This window comes from Vibrio sp. VPAP30 (assembly GCF_001188205.1).
Lineage (GTDB): Bacteria > Pseudomonadota > Gammaproteobacteria > Enterobacterales > Vibrionaceae > Vibrio > Vibrio bivalvicida.
The window spans coordinates 686166-707018 of record NZ_LBLS01000043.1 but is presented as its reverse complement, the minus strand read 5'-3'; the positions used below and the strand labels follow the sequence as shown (position 1 = coordinate 707018).

Sequence of the window (20853 nt, the reverse complement as noted above, 5' to 3'; positions counted from 1 at the left end):
GAAAAACATTGATGGTAATGGCGCCTTATAATGTCTCGGTGTCGATCATTCCATGTCGAATCGCTAGGTGAGTCAATTCAACATCACCACTAATGTCTAGTTTATTAAACAAACGATAGCGGTAGCTGTTTACCGTTTTAGGACTCAGGTTCAACTGCTCAGAAATGTCAGTAACCTTTTCTCCTTTGGTAATCATCATCATGATTTGCAGCTCGCGCTCAGACAGATCAGCAAATGGGTTTTCCGAAGCCGGAGAAAATTGGCTAAGTGCCATCTGTTGAGCAATTTCTGGTGAGATGTAGCGTTGACCACTATTCACCATACGAATCGCGTTGACCATTTCATCTGGCCCCGCGCCTTTAGTCAGGTAACCCGCGGCACCTGCCTGCATCACTTTAGTTGGAAACGGATTTTCCGTATGAACAGTTAAAACGATGATTTTGACATCAGGATTAAAACGCAGGATCTTCTTGGTTGCCTCTAGGCCACCAATACCCGGCATATTCATATCCATTAAAATGACATCAGCATGGTTACTACGACACCATTTTACTGCTTCTTCACCGCTTTCAGCTTCCCCTGCTACGTTCATTCCACGGACGTCTTCAATAATACGTCGTATCCCTGTGCGAACCAGCTCGTGATCATCTACAAGGAAAACATTTATCAAACTTGTATCTCCACACAACATTAACTTGGCTCTGAACCCACTAGTGTGGATTACAGTACAGCTGCCTAGTTTAACTCAAATTACTCATTTCGCTTACTCTGAATATGTGCTGAAACGCAAAGTTTAGCAAGTACTTATTTTCATAACTGGTATTTAAATTGTTATTAATCTAATAATCAATTGCTTAGAGTATATTATTGGTCATTTTCATAGCACTTCGTCGATTCCAAAAGTGGTAAAATAGCTGCTTGCTATTTAACATTCTAAGCTTGTGGTACTCTATTTCTGCGGAAGTTCACCGCGTCATTTCGTTGATAATTATCACCATGGCTATTCAAAACGGATTCGTACTTACGCGGCAAGCCCGCGATATTAAAGGCAATACTCAGATTGATCTTTGGTTATCAACACCACATGGTCCTACTCAACTTCTGATTGAAGGCGAAAAGCCTGTCTTTTTTGTGTTTCAAGACCAGTTAGAAAGTGCCAAAGCACAGACCCAAAATTTACAAGTCGAATGGAAAATCTTACCACTGAAAGACTTTGACTTACGACCTGTGGCTGCATGTTACTGCAGTTCTATTAAGCAAGCTCAATCACTCAGCGAGCAGCTAAAGCAGCACGACATTGAAGTCTTAGAACACGATATTCGCCTTGCTGATCGCTTTTTAATGGAACGCTTTATTAAAGGTAGTATAGAGTTTGCAGGTGCAGTACAGAGTAATACACCCCACCGACGACTTAAGCAGGTGAGATGCCGCCAAGGTAATTACACCCCCGAACTTAAAGTGGTGTCATTAGACATTGAGTGTTCAGAAAAAGGTGTTCTCTATTCTATTGGGCTAGATAGTCCAATGGATAGTCGAGTGATTATGATTGGACAATCAGAGAAGGCTGACACTCATATACAGTGGGTAAACAACGAAAAAGAGTTGCTGCTGGCCCTTGTTGGTTGGTTTAACCAGTTCGACCCTGATGTTATTATTGGTTGGAACGTCATCGACTTTGATTTCAGGCTCCTACATAAGCGTGCCGAGAGGAATCAGGTCAAACTTATACTTGGTCGAGGTAAGCAATCGAGCTTTTTCCGCACATCAAACACAACTCAACAAGCCTTTATCTCGATCCCCGGCCGAGTTGTAATGGATGGGATTGATACCCTTAAGACGGCGACCTACCACTTTCGAAGTTGGTCACTTGAGTCAGTTTCGCAAGAATTACTCGGCGAAGGTAAGCAGATACACAACGTGCACGATCGCATGGACGAAATCAATCAGATGTTTCGCCATGACAAGCCCTCACTTGCAAAATATAACCTGCAAGATTGTGTATTGGTTAACAAGATTTTTGCTCACACTCATTTACTTGAGTTTGCCATTGAGCGCTCGAAGCTGACGGGCGTTGAGCTCGACCGCGTTGGAGGCTCAGTCGCTGCCTTTACTAATCTGTATCTACCTCAGTTGCATCGTGCAGGTTATGTCGCTCCTAATCTGCATTCTGAGAATTGGGTTGCAAGTCCTGGTGGGTATGTGATGGATTCCATCCCAAACCTCTACGATTCTGTTTTAGTTCTCGACTTTAAAAGCCTCTACCCTTCAATCATTCGTAGTTTTCTAATCGACCCTATGGGGTTAATTGAGGGTTTACAGTTAGAGGTTGGTAATCAGGAAGAGCAAGCGGTTCCAGGATTCCGGGGCGGCCAATTTCACCGCTCCCGCCATTTCCTTCCTGAAATGATCGAAAATCTATGGGCAGCTCGCGATATCGCCAAAAAGAATAGCGAAAAAGCTTTCTCTCAAGCAATAAAAATTATCATGAACTCTTTCTATGGCTTGCTTGGTTCGTCAGGGTGCCGCTTCTTTGATACCCGGTTAGCTTCAAGTATTACCATGCGGGGTCACGAGATCATGAAGCAAACCAAGGTGTTGATTGAGGAGAAAGGTTATCAAGTCATCTATGGAGATACTGATTCCACTTTCGTCTCGCTCAATGGCCAATTCACCCAAAAGAAAGCCGATGAAATTGGCCACCAACTAGTCGACTATATCAACGATTGGTGGACGAACCATCTGCGTACCGAGTACAACCTCAACTCAATTTTGGAGCTAGAATACGAAACACACTATAAAAAGTTCTTAATGCCGACGATTCGGGGACAAGAAATTGGTTCGAAAAAACGCTATGCAGGACTTATCGGGGACGGAGAGGATGAACGACTCATTTTTAAAGGGTTAGAAAGTGCACGTACAGACTGGACCCCTCTTGCACAAGAGTTTCAGCAGACACTTTATTCGATGGTGTTTCATGGTAAAAATCCAAATGATTATGTTCGTAGGTTTGTAGAGCAGACAAAAGCGGGCCAATTCGATGACAAATTGATTTATCAAAAACGCTTAAGAAGAAAACTGCATGAGTATCAGAAAAACATCCCACCTCAAGTACGCGCGGCAAGAATAGCGGATGAGATCAATGGCCAATTAGGCCGACCGTTACAGTACCAAAACAAAGGCCGAATCGAGTATGTGATTACCATTGCAGGGCCAGAGCCGAAAGAGTACCAAAAGAGTGCCATCGACTATCAACACTACATAGACAAACAACTTAAACCTGTCGCGGAAGCGATCCTGCCATTTATTGGCGTAGATTTTGCCACTCTTAGCGAACCACAACTAGGTTTATTCTAACGGTTAGCAGACTATTTAGCGTCTTGCATAATCTCGGCGTAACGACCAGAGGCAACTAATTTCTCGAAACCTAGATTAAATTGCTCGACAAAGTACGCTTGATGAGGGCTCTTGTTAGAGATAAGAACACTCCATTTTTGCACGTCAACAGGCTTGCTGGCATGGGTAATCTTTTGTGCTTGGTCGTAGGGAAGTTCATTATGGATTAATGTATAGCCAACACTTTCCGTCGCAATAACCAAGTCTATTCTATTAGCCACCAGTTTTTTAAAATTATTCACCTCACTCCGTACACGTTGAACTTTTATCACACCTTGTTGCTCAGCATCTTGGAATTCTTGCGAATACTCATAACCAATTGTACCCCCTATCTCATATTCACCGAGGTCACTCATAGTATGCCAATCTACTGTCTTGCCGACTAAATGAAACAGTACGCGACGTTCTTCTAATACAGGAAGGGTATAGATAAATGCTGCTTGACGCTTTTTATTTTCCGACCAAATCACTGTTCCGTCATATTGGCCTTCTTCTGCTAAGATATAAGACCTTTGCCACGGGTACCACCCCCAACTCACATCTATACCTTGTAGTTTGTACGCCTCAACAATAACTTGCGATGACGGACCGCCGTTTGGCAAAGAGTTAGAAAGGTAAGGAGGCCATTCTCCATTGGTTAATTTAATGGTACTAGGACCGGCTAAAGTATGTGCAGAAACTAAATAGAGAACCACAAGGATCAACGGCAATTTCATAATATCTCCTATGGAATAAACGGTACATATTCCATATAAATATAGCATGTCCGCCCTTTGTCATTAGTGGCCAAGCCCCCCCCCCCTTTCATCGCATCGAGGCAGATCCTTTTTATCGCTCTATAAGAGCCACGAGCCCTTATCTATCAGTTAATTGCCAATGCTGCGTGACTCTCGTTCAAAGCCAATCATTTGAAAGTAAAACATTTTTATTTATTTGCATTTCTTAACCCACCCTTAACCCTATTTAAACTAATTTTCGACTGATTAAAGGCATGTCGTCACCATAGGAAGAATATGTGCTGGTTAATTCCAACCAACCGGAGCGAGTAACACTAATCTGACTGCCCCCGTTATAGATTTCACTGGTGTCCATGTTGCCGAAGATCAAGTTTGTATCATCAAATAACAAGAGAAATAGTATGAAAGGAAAATCTAATCTGCTTCTACTCGCAGTTTCAGGAGTGTTGAGTGCTAACGTTTGGGCATCTGGATTTGACGAGCCCGCTGGAGCAGCTATCAATATGCTCAGTACTCTGCAAGATTCAAGTGCAGTCAACTACATCAATGCCGCCTATCTAGCCGACGCTAACAGCGAGCCACCGACACTCTCCCAAGTAAAAACTCAGGTGTTAACCGAAAACAGACGCTACTTGATCGACTTTAGTAATATTGAACATGAATCTGATAAACATATTGCTCAGGACAAGCTCCGTCAAAGCTTAGGTTTGTTGACTCTTGGGGATATGATTATCATTAGTGAGCACAAAGGAAAACTACTGTTTAGCCAATTAGAAGGGCCTGATGACAGTAACCTGGAGCGTCTTGAATACAAGTCCAAGCCACGACGGGTAAAGAAAAGCGTCTCACCTCTAGCAGAAATAGACAACAGCATACCTAGGGTCGCTTTTTATATCGAGGCTAAACGCACAATCAGTGACGCAGCATGTAATCCTACTTGGAATACTTACCAAGGGCCCGTAAAGAGTACTGGCATGTGTGACAATGCCCATATCTCTTTGATTTACCAAGTGACGCTGCAACGCTCACTACCATACGGGAGCCAAGGGAGCGCTACGCCAGACGCAAAAATCGTTCGAGTTGCGATTGATGACTCTACGACCGGAGCGGGCATTAAACTAAACCGCGACTTCGGCAAAATTCTACTTCATACACGCGGCATACCTTGGCCTGAAGGGGGGGACGAGCATGAGATGGTCACCACGGCACTCGCGCAAAATTATGACTTTAATTTTAATGCTTCAAATGACAAAGCTCGCATTCTGCGCACTGTGCCTAAAAACAATTTAAACAAAAACTATACCAACCGTGAGATTTCAACTTTTTCTTTCGGTGTTGTTGCGGGAGGTGAAGCGAGTAGCGACGGCGCCAAAGGCAAGCTTGAAGCTTCGGCAAACTGGACGGAATCAAAGTGGTTGTCTTTCGAAACCAATGACTATCGGGTCGATCGCCATTCAAACGGCTCTCAGCATGTAGGTTTCGAATGGGCAAGGGAGCAGTACCCAACCGCTGAATCGGTTATGGTAACTACAATCCATGGCTATACCGCAGGAATCACACTACCTGTTGATGAAAGTCGTATCCACAAAATGGGACACGCAAGCTTTCTACCAAAAATGGAAGTCATTTACTCCGCAGCCCCTGATGCTACAGGCAAAACCAAATTTGATATTGATTCCTCTGTCGACATAACTGGCTTTAGGTATATGACGAACGTGACACCGTTTTTTGGAGTGCGCACTTACTACGCTAAAGACAGTGATCACCAAGTCAATCGCGTCAACAAGAACATTAGTTTTGTGGTTGATTGGGACCACCCTGTCTTCACCGGAGGCAGGCCAGTTAACCTGCAGCTTGGTGGTTTCAAAAACAGATGCATTGCTATCGATAATCAACAACGTTTATCCAGTGAAGAGTGTGATGAATATGATAACCATCAGGCATTCATTTACAGTCGAGATGGTCAGTATATTAGCGCATACAACACCGAATATTGCTTAGACAGTGATGATCTAAGCCAAGCTCGGTCGTGTAGCTTAAGCCTCACACAAAAATGGAGTTGGGAGGAAGAGACAAAACCAGACAACTTAAAGAGCGCCCACCTCGATCGTTATCTAACGCACGACAAACAAACTGGTGAGCTGAGCATGTCATCTGGCACACAAACCGGCTCTAAACTCAGTACTAAGATGTATACGCGTTATGTCAATGTATTTGACGCCTCGACAATAGAAACAAGCTCTTTTAAGTAACGCCCGCATACTAGATTTAAAGAATACCGCGGTAGTGAGAGCCACCTTGTTTCACTACCGCCTAGCCGACGCTTTATCCAATCTTAAATTCGGTCTTTTTATATTGGTGAGATAGCCACTCACCAAAACCATCAAGAATACCAATCACAGAACGTTTGGCGATAAGTCGCCCTGAAAGCAGTATCCCTAATCGGTCTATTTCTACCTGCTTTTCAGGGTGATAACACAAAAAAGCTTTTCCGCACTCTTGTGGGTCATCAAACCACTTTTTATCTTTGTACATGACGAGAGAGTAGCTCGCTCGGAGCAACTTCTTCGCGATGATCTTCTGCGCTTTAATCTGATCTTCAGGCTTATCACAACGGACAATACGATTGCGGTAAACCGCTACCCAATCTTCCACATCCATATTCCAGTGCTTGGCGATCTCCCAACTTGGTTCGTAATCACCAAAACACTCAGACAAATCTTCACCGAAAATGCACACTGAGCAATGCCGTAGCTGAAAGCCCCAAGAGAAAATACTCTCCAAACTCGCTACCTCTGAAACTAACGCAGTTTTAAAAGATATTTCAGTGATAAATGGATAAGACTTTTGAAAGCGCCATTTGATTGAATTAAATAGAGTGGTTCTTAGATTGCTAAACGGCTCAACTGTAACCACAATCACGTCCAAATTAGACCCCCCAGGCTTTGCAGTTTTACGTGCAACACTGCCATAGAGATAAATGCTGTGTAGATTTTCCCCTAACCCATTTCTGAGGAAGCTCACCAATTCATCGATGGCTGGTTGATAATTAGGTTGAAACGGTGTTTTAGGGTTGATCGTGGAAAGATGCATTTGATTGGTAACACAAAATAAACGAACTCAATTCTCTAATGTTCGCTCACCGCGCAGGATGAATCAAGATATTCCTTCAGCTAGTGACTCGGTATATAATCGCGGTAATACCTATTCACACGAAGGAAATTGTTCATGCCAAAGGCAAGTGAGCTTAAAAAAGGTTTTGCTATCGAATCTAATGGTAAAACGCTATTAATTAAAGACATCGAAGTAACCACTCCTGGTGGTCGCGGCGGCGCTAAAATATACAAACTGCGTTGTACGGACCTAACTACAGGTGCTCGCGTTGATGAACGCTACAAATCAGACGACGTCGTAGAAACTGTAGACATGTTCAAACGTGCTTCTTCTTTCTCTTACGTTGATGGTGACGAATACATCTTCATGGATAACGAAGATTACACTCAATACACCTTCAAACAAGACGAAATTGAAGACGAACTACTATTTGTAACAGAAGACATCCAAGGTCTACATATAATCCTCGTTGACGGTAACGCCGTTGGCCTAGAGCTTCCTGCGGCTGTTGAATTAGTCATTGAAGAGACAGATCCTTCAATTAAAGGGGCTTCAGCATCAGCACGTACTAAGCCTGCGCGCTTCGCAACGGGCCTCACCGTGCAAGTTCCAGAATACATTGCTACTGGTGACCGAATCGTGATTAACACGACTGAACGTAAATACATGAGTCGCGCGTAGCCATGACAGGTCTAATCTCATACGACGATGCCATCGACACGGCTTACGATATTTTCTTGGAAATGGCGCCAGACAACCTAGAGCCAGCAGATGTCATTCTATTCACCGCGCAGTTTGAAGAGCGCGGCGCTGCTGAGTTGGTTGAAACTGGTGACGACTGGGTTGAACATGTCGGTTTTGACGTAGACAAAGAAGTATATGCTGAAGTTCGTGTTGGCTTAGTCAACGAAGAAAATGATGTGCTTGATGATGTGTTCGCGCGCCTATTAATTAGCCGCGATCCTGAACACAAGTTCTGCCATGCTCTATGGAAACGCGACTAAAATCGACTTTCAAATGGCAAAGACAAAAACACCCTAGCCTTTGCTGGGGTGTTTTTTCATCAGGAGCTTTCTAGGAATCTAACTAGCCCCTACGCAGGACGCGCCTCATAGTTAACTAAGAGTTAGTCCATCTTTATGTTTTCAACTCGGGCTTTTAATTTTTGCCCAGGGCGGAAGGTCACTACGCGACGAGCACTGATTGGAATGTCTTCACCTGTCTTGGGGTTTCGACCTGGACGTTCATTCTTATCACGAAGATCAAAATTACCAAATCCAGACAGTTTTACCTGTTCGCCACTTTCCAGTGCCTTACGAATCTCTTCGAAAAACGCCTCAACCGTTTCCTTGGCATCCCGTTTACTGTATCCGAGCTTTTCAAACAGGTTCTCAGCCAAATCGGCCTTTGTGAGCGCCATAAAACTTTCCTCAAAGCTGTGTTAAACATCGCCGCCCCAAGGCAGCACCAAAGCATTTCACCAAGCCAATCAACAACATATCGGCTTTACCTTGGAAAGTGTATGCCAAGCTCATGATTTTCGCCAACTTTTTTCTTCAATGAGCACAATTTAGTCGACAAAACAACGAGATAGATGGCTAAATAGGCAGAATTTCCAACAATTAAAGGGATGATGAACGCCAATAGCGCAGAGGATTAGTTTATTATTAACAAGATTGTTAGATAATAATTTCAAATCAGAATCAGTTGATAGCTAAAGTACTGATGTAGGTAATAAAACACAAATCTTACGAAAACCACGTCATCCCAATAACTAATGGCTCTGTTGTTAGCGCAATTCAATACATTAATGATGAAAAAACAATCACCTAATCCATACACAACGTGCTCTACATCACCAATATTAATATTAATAACGTAGTAATTAGCATAAACATACTAATTCAATTGCACAAATAGGCATACATATGAATACTAATTGTTCAAAATAACAATATTACAACAATGTCTATGGCTAATAATTATCAATCTTCCCTTTTGGAACGAGGGACGAGTCAACATGCGCGTGCGCTATTTGAGCAAATCGAAATACTTTTCGGAGTGGACAGCAATCACTTTTTTAAACATATACTCAACGAAAGAGTCACGCAGATCTGCGAGCAAGATAACTCGCTCCGGTATAAAAATATCGCGACAAAGCTGCAATCACCTTACTACTTTGTTAACGTCAATTATCCGCTGAAAGATGAACCTAAGCAGTGGCATGATTTTGAACAAAGGGCTTTAACACTTTTTGATAACTGGGCGCAGGCATGGTGTGCATTCAATGTCTGGAAGATTACGAAAAAATACTACAATCAAACCTGTAGTTTAAAACTTGAGTCAGTTCCAACATTTACTCAGAATGAAGAGAACTTCGCCGATAGCATCATCAAGGATATAGAGAAACACACAGAGCTCTATTACACGTTTCACAGTCAGTATGCAATGGAACTCCCTGACGCAGTAATGTTAATCAATCTAGCAACGTTTGTTTGGGAACAACAATGGTTTGAAATGCTCTATGAAATTGAAGTATCTTCTCAGGGAACTCACTTCATTCTAGCTCAGTTAGCCCCTGATCTAGCCTTCCCCATCATTGTATCTAGTGCGAAAATTAATCGACATCAAAACGCACTTGATTGGCTTTACTTTTCACCGTTTTTTCAAACTTCTTGCTGGACTTTGATCAACCAAGCAGAGATGCAAGATCAATTAGTGAACCTAGATCTCTTGTGTTCAGATGTCGAGATCAGAGATACTTCATCAGCGGAATTTGAAAACACACTATGGCAAAATATTAGGGCCCAAGAAAAGTGCTGCGAAATCGTCAGGCTAACTGTCAGTGGTAACCAGAATCAGAAGATTTTTTTCCTCTATTTGTCACAAAAAAGGCTAATGGCTCAACTGGACAAACACCACTTTCAGGTTGCCTTTGTCGTCATTGAGCAACCATTGATGATTCAGTATTACCAAAGTTTAAATAACGGTGCGTATCTAAAGATGAGTTTTTGCCACGTATCAGATTCAGGGTTCGCTACATATAAAGGACTTTGGTTTATTAAACCACTAAGTCAAGCTTTAGCCGAATGCAGTTATCGACATTATAAAGTTAGTACCATCACGCAATTAAAGCAGCATAGACACCAAGGACAAGAGCTACAATATGCTTAGTTATATTTCAGAACAGCTACTCTATCCAAAAGCCATCGCCCTGATTATGACTGCTTTACTTGTCTTTATATGGGCGGGGTATTTTTGCACCGCTCTCACTAGAAAGCATGGTGTAGGCAGCTTAAGACAATATCTCTACTATGTAACCTATACGCTTGGGCTGTTTGTTTGGATTTTGAGTAATGCTTACTTTCATAGCGGATGGTTAGTTGAATGGGGCCCAGATGTAGGTACTATGATGGCAATCATTGCCAACCTTTCTGCACTGCTTGCATTTAGTTCAGCTTACTATTTCTCAGCCAAACTGAGAAAACATTACACAAGTAGTCAACCAAGTTTTTGGCAGTTTCTATTTGCTGGTTTAACCTTGACCTTTTGTACCGTGGTAAATATCGTTCCCGATCTGACTGTTAAAAGCGTAATCATTAAAGGCCCAAGTAACTTCATGTTAGAGTTTGGTGAGTACACTCGACCATTCTTTATTGGCTTAACGCTGCTATTCGCACTAACGTTCTTTAACCTGCTCTCTATTAAACGCGGTAGTAGCCGTGTACGACGCACAAGAGTTAACTATATGATACTCGGGATGACCATTTTTATGGCGTCTACTGCGGTTATCCAATTAGGTTTTACATATTTCTTCAATAACTTCTCTCTGACTTGGCTCCCACCAGCACTTTCAATTAGTGAAATGCTCTTTATGGGATACGCGATTCTCGCTTCTCGCTTTTACAGTTTTCGCTATCTCTGCCTTGTGGGGTGTTCACTACTCATTACCGCCGCCACCTATACATTTATCGTTTCTCTGTTCAAAGACTTGAGCTATGCCAGTACAGCAACAGGTATAGTCGCAATATTGGCCATCGGTCTCTCATGGCCTTATGTATCACGTTTGGTCCGCACCTGCCTAACCTACGCGTTGTACGGTTCACCTGTTTCTCCGACAGAGAAAATCGCTCAATTAGAAGACGAGTTTCAAAAATCCCCAAGTAAAGCCATAGAATCACTCGCGACTTATTTGGGTGTACCTAGCGATAAACTAAAGTTACTTGATGATTACCAAGGTGCCAGTATGTATCGCTCTTACTTCGAGAATCACTCCACACCGTTGGTGATCGATGAAATTGAAGATGCGATCGAAAAAAACCGCAACAAAGAACTATCAACCATCCACAGTAGTATGAATCAAATGGAGTCAGCACTGGTTCTGCCCATCTACGAAGGCAAGAACAAGCTATCCCATGTACTGGTTTCTAGTCACAAGCCGGGAGGTGTCAATTTTTCTTTTGAAGAACTCAAGGCACTAGAACGCGTCATACAGAAAGTTCAAGTTCATATCAATTACGAACAGAAAGTAAGACAGTCGCAAGCACTTGCCAATTCCATCGCTCACGAGATGAGAAATCCACTTGCACAGGTGCAGTTTGAGTTCGAATCGCTTAACCACAAGCTTCTATCTCCGAACGATGCCAACAGCCTAATGCAACATGTTGATAAAGGTAAGCAAGCGATAAAGCGCGGGCGACAACTGATTGATATCATCCTGCGAGAAGTTAACAACTCTTCACTTGATCAAGAACCAGCAGAAGCAACATTAATTCATGACGCAATCAATAGTGCGATTAATCAATACGGCTTCGACAATGATGATAACCTTAAACGTATCTCGTTGAATCTTGACCATGATTTCGTAGCCAAAATTAATGATACTCTGTTCAATTTTGTCTTATTTAACTTGCTACGCAATGCCATTTACTACTTTGACTCTTATCCGAATAGTCAGATTGAAATAAGGACTGAGCGCGGTCAGTACGAAAACTACTTACTGTTTCGAGATACCGGACCAGGCATTCCTCAAAATTTGCTGAGGCGTATTTTTGATGACTTCTTTAGCCACAATAAGAGTGGTGGTAGTGGCTTAGGCCTCGGATACTGCCAACGCGTATTGACGTCATTTGGTGGCTCGATCAGTTGTCACTCAGAAGTTGGAAGCTTTACCGAGTTTAAACTCACCTTCCCGGCAACCAACGCTACCGTTTCTCAGGCTATAAAAACCAGCCCGGTGCCTAAACAAGAAACAAAAGCCTCTACTCCTGCTGTTGCTGTATCTAATGGCGAACTTAATTTTGGCGTCGCACCTTCTCATATGATATTGGTCGTTGATGATAAAGAAATTCAGCGCACCTTAGTTAAACTTTACCTTGAACAGTTAGGCTATGGCGTCGTACTGGCAAATAATGGCAAAGTGGCAATTGAGATTATTCGAAGCAACCCCATTGATCTTGTATTTATGGATATCCAGATGCCAGTCATGAATGGTTTTGAGGCAGCGAGCATCATTAAGCGAACCTATCCAACAATTCCAATTATCGCTCTGTCAGGAGAATCTGGTGAACGAGAACTAAACTTGATTAGCGAACTTATGGACGGACGACTGTCTAAACCAACGACAAAAGAAGCACTCGATCAAATGTTGAAATCGGCTCTGCCTATGGGCATACATTGAGCTGTAGTTTAATGACGTAACAAAACTCTCAAAGCGGTAATGGTATCAATTTTCCATACCGCTTTCGTAGATAAACATTTGATTATATGGGAATTACCCATCCTCTTCCCAAAACCATCAATAACTTTACTCATTATTCGGTACTAAATCATAGTACCGATCATTCGTCCTTCGAAAACGAGACACAAGTCAGATCGAAATAAGAAAATAGTTGCTCTTACATTTGCATCAGGTAAATAAGATCGCAAAACTTTGAGTCTCGATAATTCAAATTAGCACCAAATTCAGCCTACTTCTTGCGATCTAATCGTATGCACGGTGCTAACTAAGCTATATAAGATAAAAACCGTGTCGGCTCAACATTAACAACGTCAACACTTGGTGAACTCAGAACAACATGTTCAGTTATCTATTGAATCAACTATTATACCCAAAGGCGCTCGTATTACTCTCGACCTCTTTACTCGTCCTTATATGGGCTGGGTACTTTTGTACTGCTCTAGCAAAACGTCACGGGAGCCTCGGTCTAAAACACTATCTCTTTTATATTTGTTATACATTAGGGGTGTTCATTTGGGCTCTCAGCAATAGCTATTTCCACACCGATCTCCTTGTAAAATTTGGTGATGCTATAGCCATTAAGATGGCCGTCATTGCGAATCTCGCGACGCTGCTTGCGTTTGTTTCTGCCTATTGTTTCATCGTCAAATTGCATAAACACTATACAGATAAAAATGTCGCTCGATGGCAGAGCGTATTGGTCATCGCCATTGCCCTATTCGGAGTGTTCAGCAACTTGATCCCTGGTGGTACAGTTCAGGGAATTGAAGTTTCGGGTCCAAGCAAATTCCAATTAGAATTTGGCCCCTATACAAAATACTTTTTTCTTGGCTTCACTACCTTAGTATTTCTGACTTTTTTCAATCTGCTTTCATTAAGAAATAATCACAATCGAATAAGACAAACGAGAATTAATTACATGATTCTGGGTATCACCATTTTCATGTGCTCTACCGCCACCATTCAAGTTGGTATGACTTTCTTTTTTGATAACTTTTCACTGACTTGGCTCCCACCTACACTCTCTCTCAGTGAGATGTTACTCATGGGCTACGCGTTGCTCACATCTCGATTCGTTAGCCCACGATATATTTGTTTTGTCTTTGCTAGTGCGGCAATAACTGCGCTTTTATACGCTGTTATCATTTCTTTAGTAGTACCAATATCAAAGGTGGATCTGTTTGATGTTTTATTGCTTGTCCTGCTCATTGGCATGACATGGCACAAGCTTTTTAAAGTGATCCAAAAAGGAGTAAGTCTGTTTTGCTATGGCGAATCAATAAATCCAGTAGAAAGAATTGCTCTTTTAGAAGAAGAATTTCAAATATCTCCAACCCAAGCGATGGAGAAGTTAGCGAACTATATAGGTGTGCCTAAAGGTAAACTGCGCCTACTTGACGATTATCGAGAAGTGAACCAGTACCGCTCCTATTTTGAGAGCTATCGCACCCCGTTAGTAATTGATGAAATTGAAGAAGAGTTACTTCAATCTAGTGATATGGCGCTTACTGCGGTACACAACACTATGAGTAAAACTCAGTCTGCTCTAGTACTGCCCCTCTATGAGAGGAAAAATAAGCTTTCACATATTCTAGTATCAAGTTCAAAACCCACAGGAAGGCACTTTTCCTACGAGGAGCTGGCAGCAACTGAACGAGTGCTAAGAAAAATACAAGTGCATGTCAATTACAAAAAAGAAGTGAGACAATCACAAGCTTTAGCAAGTTCTATTGCACATGAAATGCGCAATCCGTTCTCGCAGCTTCTGCTTGAGTTTGAAATGCTAGAACAAGCTATTGGCGGAAGGCAGCCATCTGAACAGCTAGTGTCACATGTTAAAAAAGGAGCCCATGCCATCGCTCAAAGCCATCAACTGATTGATATTATAATGCGTGAGCTGGAAGACGCTTCGCTCGATCAAGAGCCTGTTATTCCATCTTTGATATCATCGGTAATTTGTGCAGCGGTTGACCAATATGGCTTTGACAATGAAACCACGCGTCAAAGGATTCATTTAGAACTAGACCAAGACTTTGTGGCTGAAATTAATGCCACCTTACTCAGTTTTGTTCTGTTCAACCTTTTACGCAATGCCACCTACTATTTCGATTCTTACCCGAAAAGCCAAATCACAATTCGCATTGAGAATGGCCAATACGAGAACTCTGTTCTTTTTCGTGATACCGGGCCTGGAATACCAGAAAGCCTACAAACACGCATTTTTGACGACTTCTTTAGCTATAACAAAAACGGCAGCAGCGGTTTAGGTTTGGGCTATTGCCAACGTGTGATGAACGCATTTGGAGGGTCAATCCACTGCCAATCTCGAGTTGAGCAATACTCCGAATTCAAACTAACATTCCCAACGACGAACATTTCGCTCAGTCAAATCAAAGCGCCAAAGCCTCACCAAGTCAACAAAGCTCGGCAGCATACAGCTCCGGCTGTTAGCTGAAATAAGACCCGCTCTTCGTGATGATTGCCAGTCAATAGATTGGCAATCCTATTCCCAATTTGACTCTCATTTTGCTGTTTTTTGCTAGATTATCCAAATACACTTGCTCTCAATTCGCTATTTTTTACACATTATTAAGCACCTACCACCTAAGTGGTCAGAGTCTCATTCTACTGGCATTGAATATGCTTAATCCTTACACGGTATACACAAGCGGCAACACTCCGTTTTACAGATGTCAGGAGCACGTTATGGAAGTTCAACGTCACACATACTATCGACTTATTCATCAAGGCATCAAGAGCCTTCTTGTCGACCGAATCGGGCATTTTACTGAGTTGGAATATCACGAATACTTAAATGGTATGACTGGAAAGTCATGTTGCTTTTCGATGAGCGATGAAGAATTGCAATTTGCCGTCGATAGTTTACGCAGTGAAGGCTATTTGGAAGATTTTAAGCGACAGATTCAACGTTAATTGACAAATTTACGGGTACAGACTTCGGCTCGCATGCTACTAAGCACTTTGTGATTGGCATTGAATTGGTTAGACTGAGAGCAATTACACAGATGTAGAATAACTCAATGAAACAACTGCTCGACTTTATCCCGCTGATTATCTTCTTTGTTCTATACAAAATGCAGGACATCTACGTTGCGACGGGCGCTCTTATAGCAGCCACCGCAATTCAAATAATCGTCACCTATGTCATGCTCAAAAAAGTAGAGAAGATGCAAGTCATCACTTTTCTGATGGTAGCCATCTTTGGTGGCATGACAATTTTCCTTCACGATGACAACTTCATAAAATGGAAAGTCACCATCGTTTATATGATTTTTTCCATTGGCTTGGCAGGCAGCCATATCCTCGGTAAATCAGCGATTAAGAGCATGTTGGGCAAAGAAATCACCCTCCCCGAGCACATATGGGCCAAAGTCACATGGGCATGGGTAGCATTCTTTGCATTCTGTGCGGGGTTAAACGTCTATATCGCGTTCAAACTGCCTCTTGATGTTTGGGTTAACTTCAAGGTGTTTGGCCTGCTTGCCGCAACATTTGGATTTACTCTACTCACTGGTGTGTATATTTATAAGCATATGCCTAAAGACGATAGGCAGGCAAACTCTAGCGAATAAGTTGATAAGTTTGTTACAATCCTACTTTTGCGGCGACCGACTTGGTCGCTGCTTCGTTTGTATTGGATGTCACAATGAGCACAGAACACACCGCACCTAAAGGGCAGATGCTTCTTAGAACCCTCGCTATGCCAGCAGATACCAACGCCAATGGCGATATTTTTGGTGGTTGGATCATGTCACAACTCGATCTAGCTGGCGGGATTCTCGCCAAAGAAATCTCATCTGGCCGCATTGTTACGGTTTCTGTATCGAGCATCACTTTTAAAAAGCCTGTCCGCGTTGGTGATGTCGTCTGTTGTTATGGTGAGTGTACTAAGATTGGCCGTACTTCAATGAGTATTGACCTAGAAGTATGGGTAAAGCCCGTGAAAGAGCATGGCCTAGAAGATCGCTTTATGGTGTGTGACGCCACATTCAATTACGTTGCTATTGATGGCGACGGAAAGCCTCGTCCGATCAAGTAATCAGCATAGGTATAGAATTATCTATACATCAAAGCTTTAAAAATACGCTAGTTAAGGTAGAGTAATCGTCTGAAATTAAGCTAATTATATAAGGATATCGGCTCATGTGGTACGTCATTTTCTCACAAGATGTAGAGAACTCTTTGGAAAAACGCCTTAGCGCTCGTCCGGCTCATCTAGAACGTTTGCAAGTACTCCAAGATGAAGGTCGCTTGCTGACTGCTGGTCCTATGCCTGCAATAGACTCTGATAACCCTGGTGAAGCTGGTTTTACAGGTTCGACTGTCATTGCTGAATTCGAATCTCTACAGCAAGCGCAAGAGTGGGCAGACTCAGACCCATACATTGCAGCAGGTGTATATCAAAGCGTTGTCGTAAAACCATTCAAAAAAGTATTCTAATCATGCTTAACTCGCTAAAGATATTTACTCTAGTGGCCTTAGGCACCTTAATTGTGGGGTGTTCTTCTGCATCATCAGAAAAGCAGAAACAGCTTGAGTTACTCGCACAAAGCCGTGCTAACTTGCTATCAACAGAGTTACCGCTTGAGTCTGGTCCATTATCTATCATGCGCGCCAACGCAAAAGGAACCACGATTGAGATTATGATGGTTTACAATGACGATGCAAAAGGGGCTAGACCTACATCTCAAGTGTTGAAGCAGAGCATTCAAACTTATTGCAACACACCAGATACCAAGAATAACCTAGAGGTCGGAGTCAGCTACCGTATTAAGATGCGCAATAGCCGCGGGCAGCTAATGGCAGATGAGTTAATCACTAACCAACGCTGCCAGACTCTAAGCAAGTAATCGATAGGCAGCACCTGTTAAAGATTGAGTAAAGGCTACAGAATTGGAGTCTTTACTATCTTAATTATTGATGAATTTTTTATTGCAGCTTACAGTTGCTCAAGTTTCTAATCTTCCCCTATATTTCAATACGATAGATCCTCATCACTCTGATAGCTTTAATTAAAACAGATTCTACACTGACAAAATTGACCAATAATTAACCATAATGTATTGACGGTTTTCTTGTCGGCTTCTAAGTTTTCATATTAATGTCACAACTAAGGAGGATCACCGCATGAAACGTGCTAGCAACTCATACCGTCTTCAATTGATTAAAGAGGTAGCGACTCGGCAAGATCGGCTGAAAGGTGGTGATCCGATGGCGAGCTATATACAACATTTGCTCGATGAAAAACCTCAAAATGAAAAACGCAATGAAGTGAACCACCGATTCTCAGGAAACCATTTTGATGAGCACGCTGGCGGTTGGGTTAACGATCGTTGGGGCTTGAAGTAAGTGAGCTAGTTGTCAGATTTCAAACAGAGAGGTTCATTGGGCAAGCGCTCAAGAATCTCTCTTTGTTTTATTTCGGTCAGTTGATGCCACAGATACCTTTCTTCCCGGCTACGTCCGCAGCCGATACAAATACCATTGTTGCTAGATTCGCATAGACCTAGGCAAGGGTTAGTATTGTCATTTCGTATATCCATACTATACCTTAAAATACAGTACACGACATTTAAGATGTAGCCTAAACAATTGGCCACGTAAGGATTTGATTTTAAAATAGATCTTGTTGCTGGGTGTGGGTAAGTATCTCTTCCGTGGGCTTAGATTGCCCTTTTCGAATTTTGCGTAAGTATCGTTGTCGACAGAGCTTTATCACATGTAACTGTTGAGCAGGTGTCATATTAAGCCAATTAAAACGCTCTTCCCTTTTGCGCATACAGCCCTGACAATAGCCTTTCTCATCTACTGTACATATGCCGACGCAGGGACTTGGGACGATAAAAAACTCTAACTGCTCCAAGCGATTCCTCTCACTTTAATTAACGCATAAATTTCACTCTACGTGAATTGTAATTGTATGTTTATCAATGAGTTTCAATATGTGATTGATACCAAACTATGACCTTATTTTGACAAATCCTGCCTGCAATTCACTATACTGCTCTCATCAAAGTCATAAAGCTGACTTATCTATTTATTATCGGAGTTGATCTATTATGAAGCTTAGTCCAAAAATGTTACTTGCAGCAATTACTCTACCTCTTGTTGTAACGGCATGTGCAAGCAATGGAGACGATGTGAAACCAATTACAGCTCAAGATTTACAACACCATAACTGGGAACTGGTTAGCATTGACGGCGAAGATATCATGCTAGAAGGTCGCCAAAACCCACCACGTCTAGAAATTGGCGAGAAAATGACTGCCAACGGTAATGCTGGATGCAACAACTTCTTTGGCCAAGCAGAATTAAAAGATAATCAGTTCCGCATCGAAAAAATGGGTATGACCATGAAAATGTGTGTTGGTGACATTATGGATATTGAGCAAGCATTCGGCCAAACTCTATCTGACTGGAGCGATATGACTCTAACACAAGACTCAATGGTGCTTAAAAACGATGTACATACACTAACGTTTAAATTGAACGATTGGAAAAACTAACATTTATCGCCAAAAGCAGTTCAGAAAGCAGCCAACTTGGCTGCTTTTTGATTTCTATCAGACTCTTTTCATACATCTCGTCAACAATTCAGCCAAATTGTTAATAATCCTGATTTTTTCAGTCATAATGAATGAATAATTGCGTTAGCTCGGTCTCTAATTATTGGCCGATACAATTATTCAACTAACAGGGAACATTATGACAAGGCTGATCACGCTTATTTCTTCGCTTGTTTTTTCACTTTCTTCCGTTGCAGCAGACCAATGGCAAGAGACAGTCGAGAAAGCAAAAGGGCAAACCGTTTACTTCCATGCTTGGGGCGGTAGCCAAGAAATTAACCGCTATATTCAATGGGCCGGCAATGAGCTTCAATCACAATACGGTGTGACATTAAAACATGTAAAAGTCACCGATATTGCAGAAACAACATCACGCTTGATTGCAGAAAAAGCAGCAGGAAAAAACAGTGGTGGTAGTGTCGACATGGTTTGGATTAATGGTGAGAACTTCAAATCTATGAAAGACAACCAACTTCTATTTGGTCCATTTGCCGAGGGTTTACCTAGCTGGCAGTATGTCGATAAATCACTTCCTGTCGACGTAGATTTCTCTGAACCGACAGAGGGCCTAGAAGCTCCTTGGGGCGTAGGTCAACTGGTCTTTATTCATGATGAAAAAGCGCTAAATAATCCACCACAATCATTCGCAGAACTACAAAGTTACGCCAAAGCGTACCCCAACCGAATCACTTACCCTCGCCCGCCAGAATTTCATGGCACGAGTTTTCTTAAAGCACTATTGATCGAACTGACAAATAATGATGCTTCGCTACAGCAGCCAGTTTCTGATGAGAGTTTTGCTATCGTGACACAGCCTCTTTGGTCATACTTAGATGAATTACATAGAGTGGCTTGGCGTGGTGGCAAACAGTTCCCAGCGGGCACGGCAGAAACGGTTCAGTTGCTTGATGATGGCCAAATCGATCTCGCCATTACATTCAATCCAAATGCCGTATTTTCCGCACAAGTAAGTGGCAACCTAGCAGACACAACAAAGGCTTATGCAATGGAGGCTGGTGCTCTTTCTAACATCCACTTCTTAGCGATTCCTTGGAATGCCAATGCAAGCGCTGGAGCTCAAATTGCGATTAATTTCCTACTCAGCCCTGAAGCGCAATCTCGTAAAGGAGATTTGAATGTATGGGGTGATCCTTCCGTACTAAGTAGCCAATTCTTAACTGGTTCAGCTAAGAATACCCAGCAATTTAAGTCAATTGCCGAGCCTCACCCTAGCTGGCAAGCTGCTTTGGAAAAAGAGTGGCTAAAACGGTATGGAAACTAG

At 42.3% G+C, this 20853-nt stretch carries 21 protein-coding genes; 15 read left to right on the top strand and 6 right to left on the bottom strand.

The window, feature by feature from the left end:
- Window positions 1-25: 25 nt before the first annotated feature.
- Complete coding sequence (gene uvrY, locus ZX61_RS23405; RefSeq protein ID WP_004746682.1) at window positions 26-670, bottom strand: UvrY/SirA/GacA family response regulator transcription factor; 645 nt, start codon at window positions 668-670, stop codon at window positions 26-28.
- A 326-nt stretch (window positions 671-996) separates the two neighbouring features.
- On the opposite strand from uvrY, the gene ZX61_RS23400 reads away from it, so the two are divergent.
- Window positions 997-3354, top strand: a complete 2358-nt coding sequence (locus ZX61_RS23400; RefSeq protein WP_049846977.1) for a DNA polymerase II — start codon at window positions 997-999, stop codon at window positions 3352-3354.
- A gap of 11 nt (window positions 3355-3365) precedes the next feature.
- Here ZX61_RS23400 and ZX61_RS23395 read toward each other — a convergent pair whose 3' ends face one another.
- Window positions 3366-4109 (bottom strand): substrate-binding periplasmic protein, encoded by a 744-nt coding sequence (locus ZX61_RS23395; RefSeq protein WP_049846976.1) that lies wholly within the window; start codon window positions 4107-4109, stop codon window positions 3366-3368.
- Between the two features lie 422 nt (window positions 4110-4531).
- Between ZX61_RS23395 and ZX61_RS23390 the strand changes: the two genes are divergently transcribed.
- Window positions 4532-6382, top strand: a complete 1851-nt coding sequence (locus ZX61_RS23390) for a leukocidin family pore-forming toxin (RefSeq protein WP_049846975.1) — start codon at window positions 4532-4534, stop codon at window positions 6380-6382.
- 73 nt (window positions 6383-6455) lie between these two features.
- On the opposite strand, the gene ZX61_RS23385 is transcribed toward ZX61_RS23390, so the two are convergent.
- Window positions 6456-7223 carry a nucleotidyltransferase domain-containing protein gene (locus ZX61_RS23385; RefSeq protein ID WP_049846974.1) on the bottom strand — a complete coding sequence of 256 codons (768 nt, stop codon included), beginning with the start codon at window positions 7221-7223 and terminating at the stop codon, window positions 6456-6458.
- Between the two features lie 135 nt (window positions 7224-7358).
- Here ZX61_RS23385 and yeiP point away from each other — a divergent pair, with 135 nt between their 5' ends.
- Both yeiP and ZX61_RS23375 read left to right on the top strand, forming a co-directional pair.
- A complete protein-coding gene (gene yeiP, locus ZX61_RS23380) occupies window positions 7359-7925 on the top strand; it encodes an elongation factor P-like protein YeiP (RefSeq protein WP_049846973.1) in 567 nt (188 codons plus the stop codon).
- 2 nt (window positions 7926-7927) lie between these two features.
- Complete coding sequence (locus ZX61_RS23375) at window positions 7928-8248, top strand: HI1450 family dsDNA-mimic protein (RefSeq protein ID WP_049846972.1); 321 nt, start codon at window positions 7928-7930, stop codon at window positions 8246-8248.
- A 122-nt stretch (window positions 8249-8370) separates the two neighbouring features.
- Here ZX61_RS23375 and ihfA read toward each other — a convergent pair whose 3' ends face one another.
- The gene (gene ihfA, locus ZX61_RS23370; protein WP_049846971.1) at window positions 8371-8664 is read right to left on the bottom strand and encodes an integration host factor subunit alpha; all 294 of its coding nucleotides are present in this window, start codon (window positions 8662-8664) and stop codon (window positions 8371-8373) included.
- A 551-nt stretch (window positions 8665-9215) separates the two neighbouring features.
- Between ihfA and ZX61_RS23365 the strand changes: the two genes are divergently transcribed.
- The 9 genes from ZX61_RS23365 (at window position 9216) to ZX61_RS23325 (ending at window position 18354) form a co-directional block, all read left to right on the top strand.
- Window positions 9216-10418 carry an acyl-homoserine-lactone synthase gene (locus ZX61_RS23365; RefSeq protein ID WP_049847011.1) on the top strand — a complete coding sequence of 401 codons (1203 nt, stop codon included), beginning with the start codon at window positions 9216-9218 and terminating at the stop codon, window positions 10416-10418.
- Window positions 10411-12924 (top strand): response regulator, encoded by a 2514-nt coding sequence (locus ZX61_RS23360; RefSeq protein WP_049846970.1) that lies wholly within the window; start codon window positions 10411-10413, stop codon window positions 12922-12924. The genes ZX61_RS23365 and ZX61_RS23360 overlap by 8 nt, the downstream gene beginning before the upstream one ends.
- Before the next feature lie 643 nt (window positions 12925-13567).
- On the top strand, window positions 13568-15439 hold the full coding sequence (locus tag ZX61_RS23355) for a sensor histidine kinase (RefSeq protein ID WP_235431376.1): 1872 nt from the start codon (window positions 13568-13570) through the stop codon (window positions 15437-15439).
- A 251-nt stretch (window positions 15440-15690) separates the two neighbouring features.
- Complete coding sequence (locus tag ZX61_RS23350; RefSeq protein ID WP_049846968.1) at window positions 15691-15918, top strand: hypothetical protein; 228 nt, start codon at window positions 15691-15693, stop codon at window positions 15916-15918.
- A gap of 107 nt (window positions 15919-16025) precedes the next feature.
- Window positions 16026-16577, top strand: a complete 552-nt coding sequence (locus ZX61_RS23345; protein WP_049846967.1) for a septation protein A — start codon at window positions 16026-16028, stop codon at window positions 16575-16577.
- A gap of 74 nt (window positions 16578-16651) precedes the next feature.
- On the top strand, window positions 16652-17044 hold the full coding sequence (gene yciA / locus ZX61_RS23340; RefSeq protein ID WP_049846966.1) for an acyl-CoA thioester hydrolase YciA: 393 nt from the start codon (window positions 16652-16654) through the stop codon (window positions 17042-17044).
- 104 nt (window positions 17045-17148) lie between these two features.
- Complete coding sequence (locus tag ZX61_RS23335) at window positions 17149-17445, top strand: YciI family protein (protein WP_049846965.1); 297 nt, start codon at window positions 17149-17151, stop codon at window positions 17443-17445.
- A gap of 2 nt (window positions 17446-17447) precedes the next feature.
- Complete coding sequence (locus tag ZX61_RS23330; RefSeq protein WP_049846964.1) at window positions 17448-17855, top strand: GspS/AspS pilotin family protein; 408 nt, start codon at window positions 17448-17450, stop codon at window positions 17853-17855.
- A gap of 277 nt (window positions 17856-18132) precedes the next feature.
- On the top strand, window positions 18133-18354 hold the full coding sequence (locus ZX61_RS23325; RefSeq protein ID WP_049846963.1) for a hypothetical protein: 222 nt from the start codon (window positions 18133-18135) through the stop codon (window positions 18352-18354).
- Window positions 18355-18359: 5 nt separating this feature from the next.
- Here the strand turns inward: ZX61_RS23325 and ZX61_RS24740 are convergent, their stop codons facing one another.
- Both ZX61_RS24740 and ZX61_RS23890 read right to left on the bottom strand, forming a co-directional pair.
- Entirely contained in the window at window positions 18360-18548 is a 189-nt protein-coding gene (locus tag ZX61_RS24740) for a DUF1289 domain-containing protein (RefSeq protein WP_082173543.1), read from the bottom strand.
- A gap of 71 nt (window positions 18549-18619) precedes the next feature.
- The gene (locus ZX61_RS23890) at window positions 18620-18868 is read right to left on the bottom strand and encodes a DUF1289 domain-containing protein (RefSeq protein ID WP_082173542.1); all 249 of its coding nucleotides are present in this window, start codon (window positions 18866-18868) and stop codon (window positions 18620-18622) included.
- A 196-nt stretch (window positions 18869-19064) separates the two neighbouring features.
- Between ZX61_RS23890 and ZX61_RS23320 the strand changes: the two genes are divergently transcribed.
- Both ZX61_RS23320 and ZX61_RS23315 read left to right on the top strand, forming a co-directional pair.
- Window positions 19065-19511, top strand: coding sequence for an META domain-containing protein (locus tag ZX61_RS23320; RefSeq protein WP_049846962.1), 447 nt, complete (start codon window positions 19065-19067; stop codon window positions 19509-19511).
- A gap of 199 nt (window positions 19512-19710) precedes the next feature.
- Entirely contained in the window at window positions 19711-20853 is a 1143-nt protein-coding gene (locus tag ZX61_RS23315; RefSeq protein WP_049846961.1) for an ABC transporter substrate-binding protein, read from the top strand.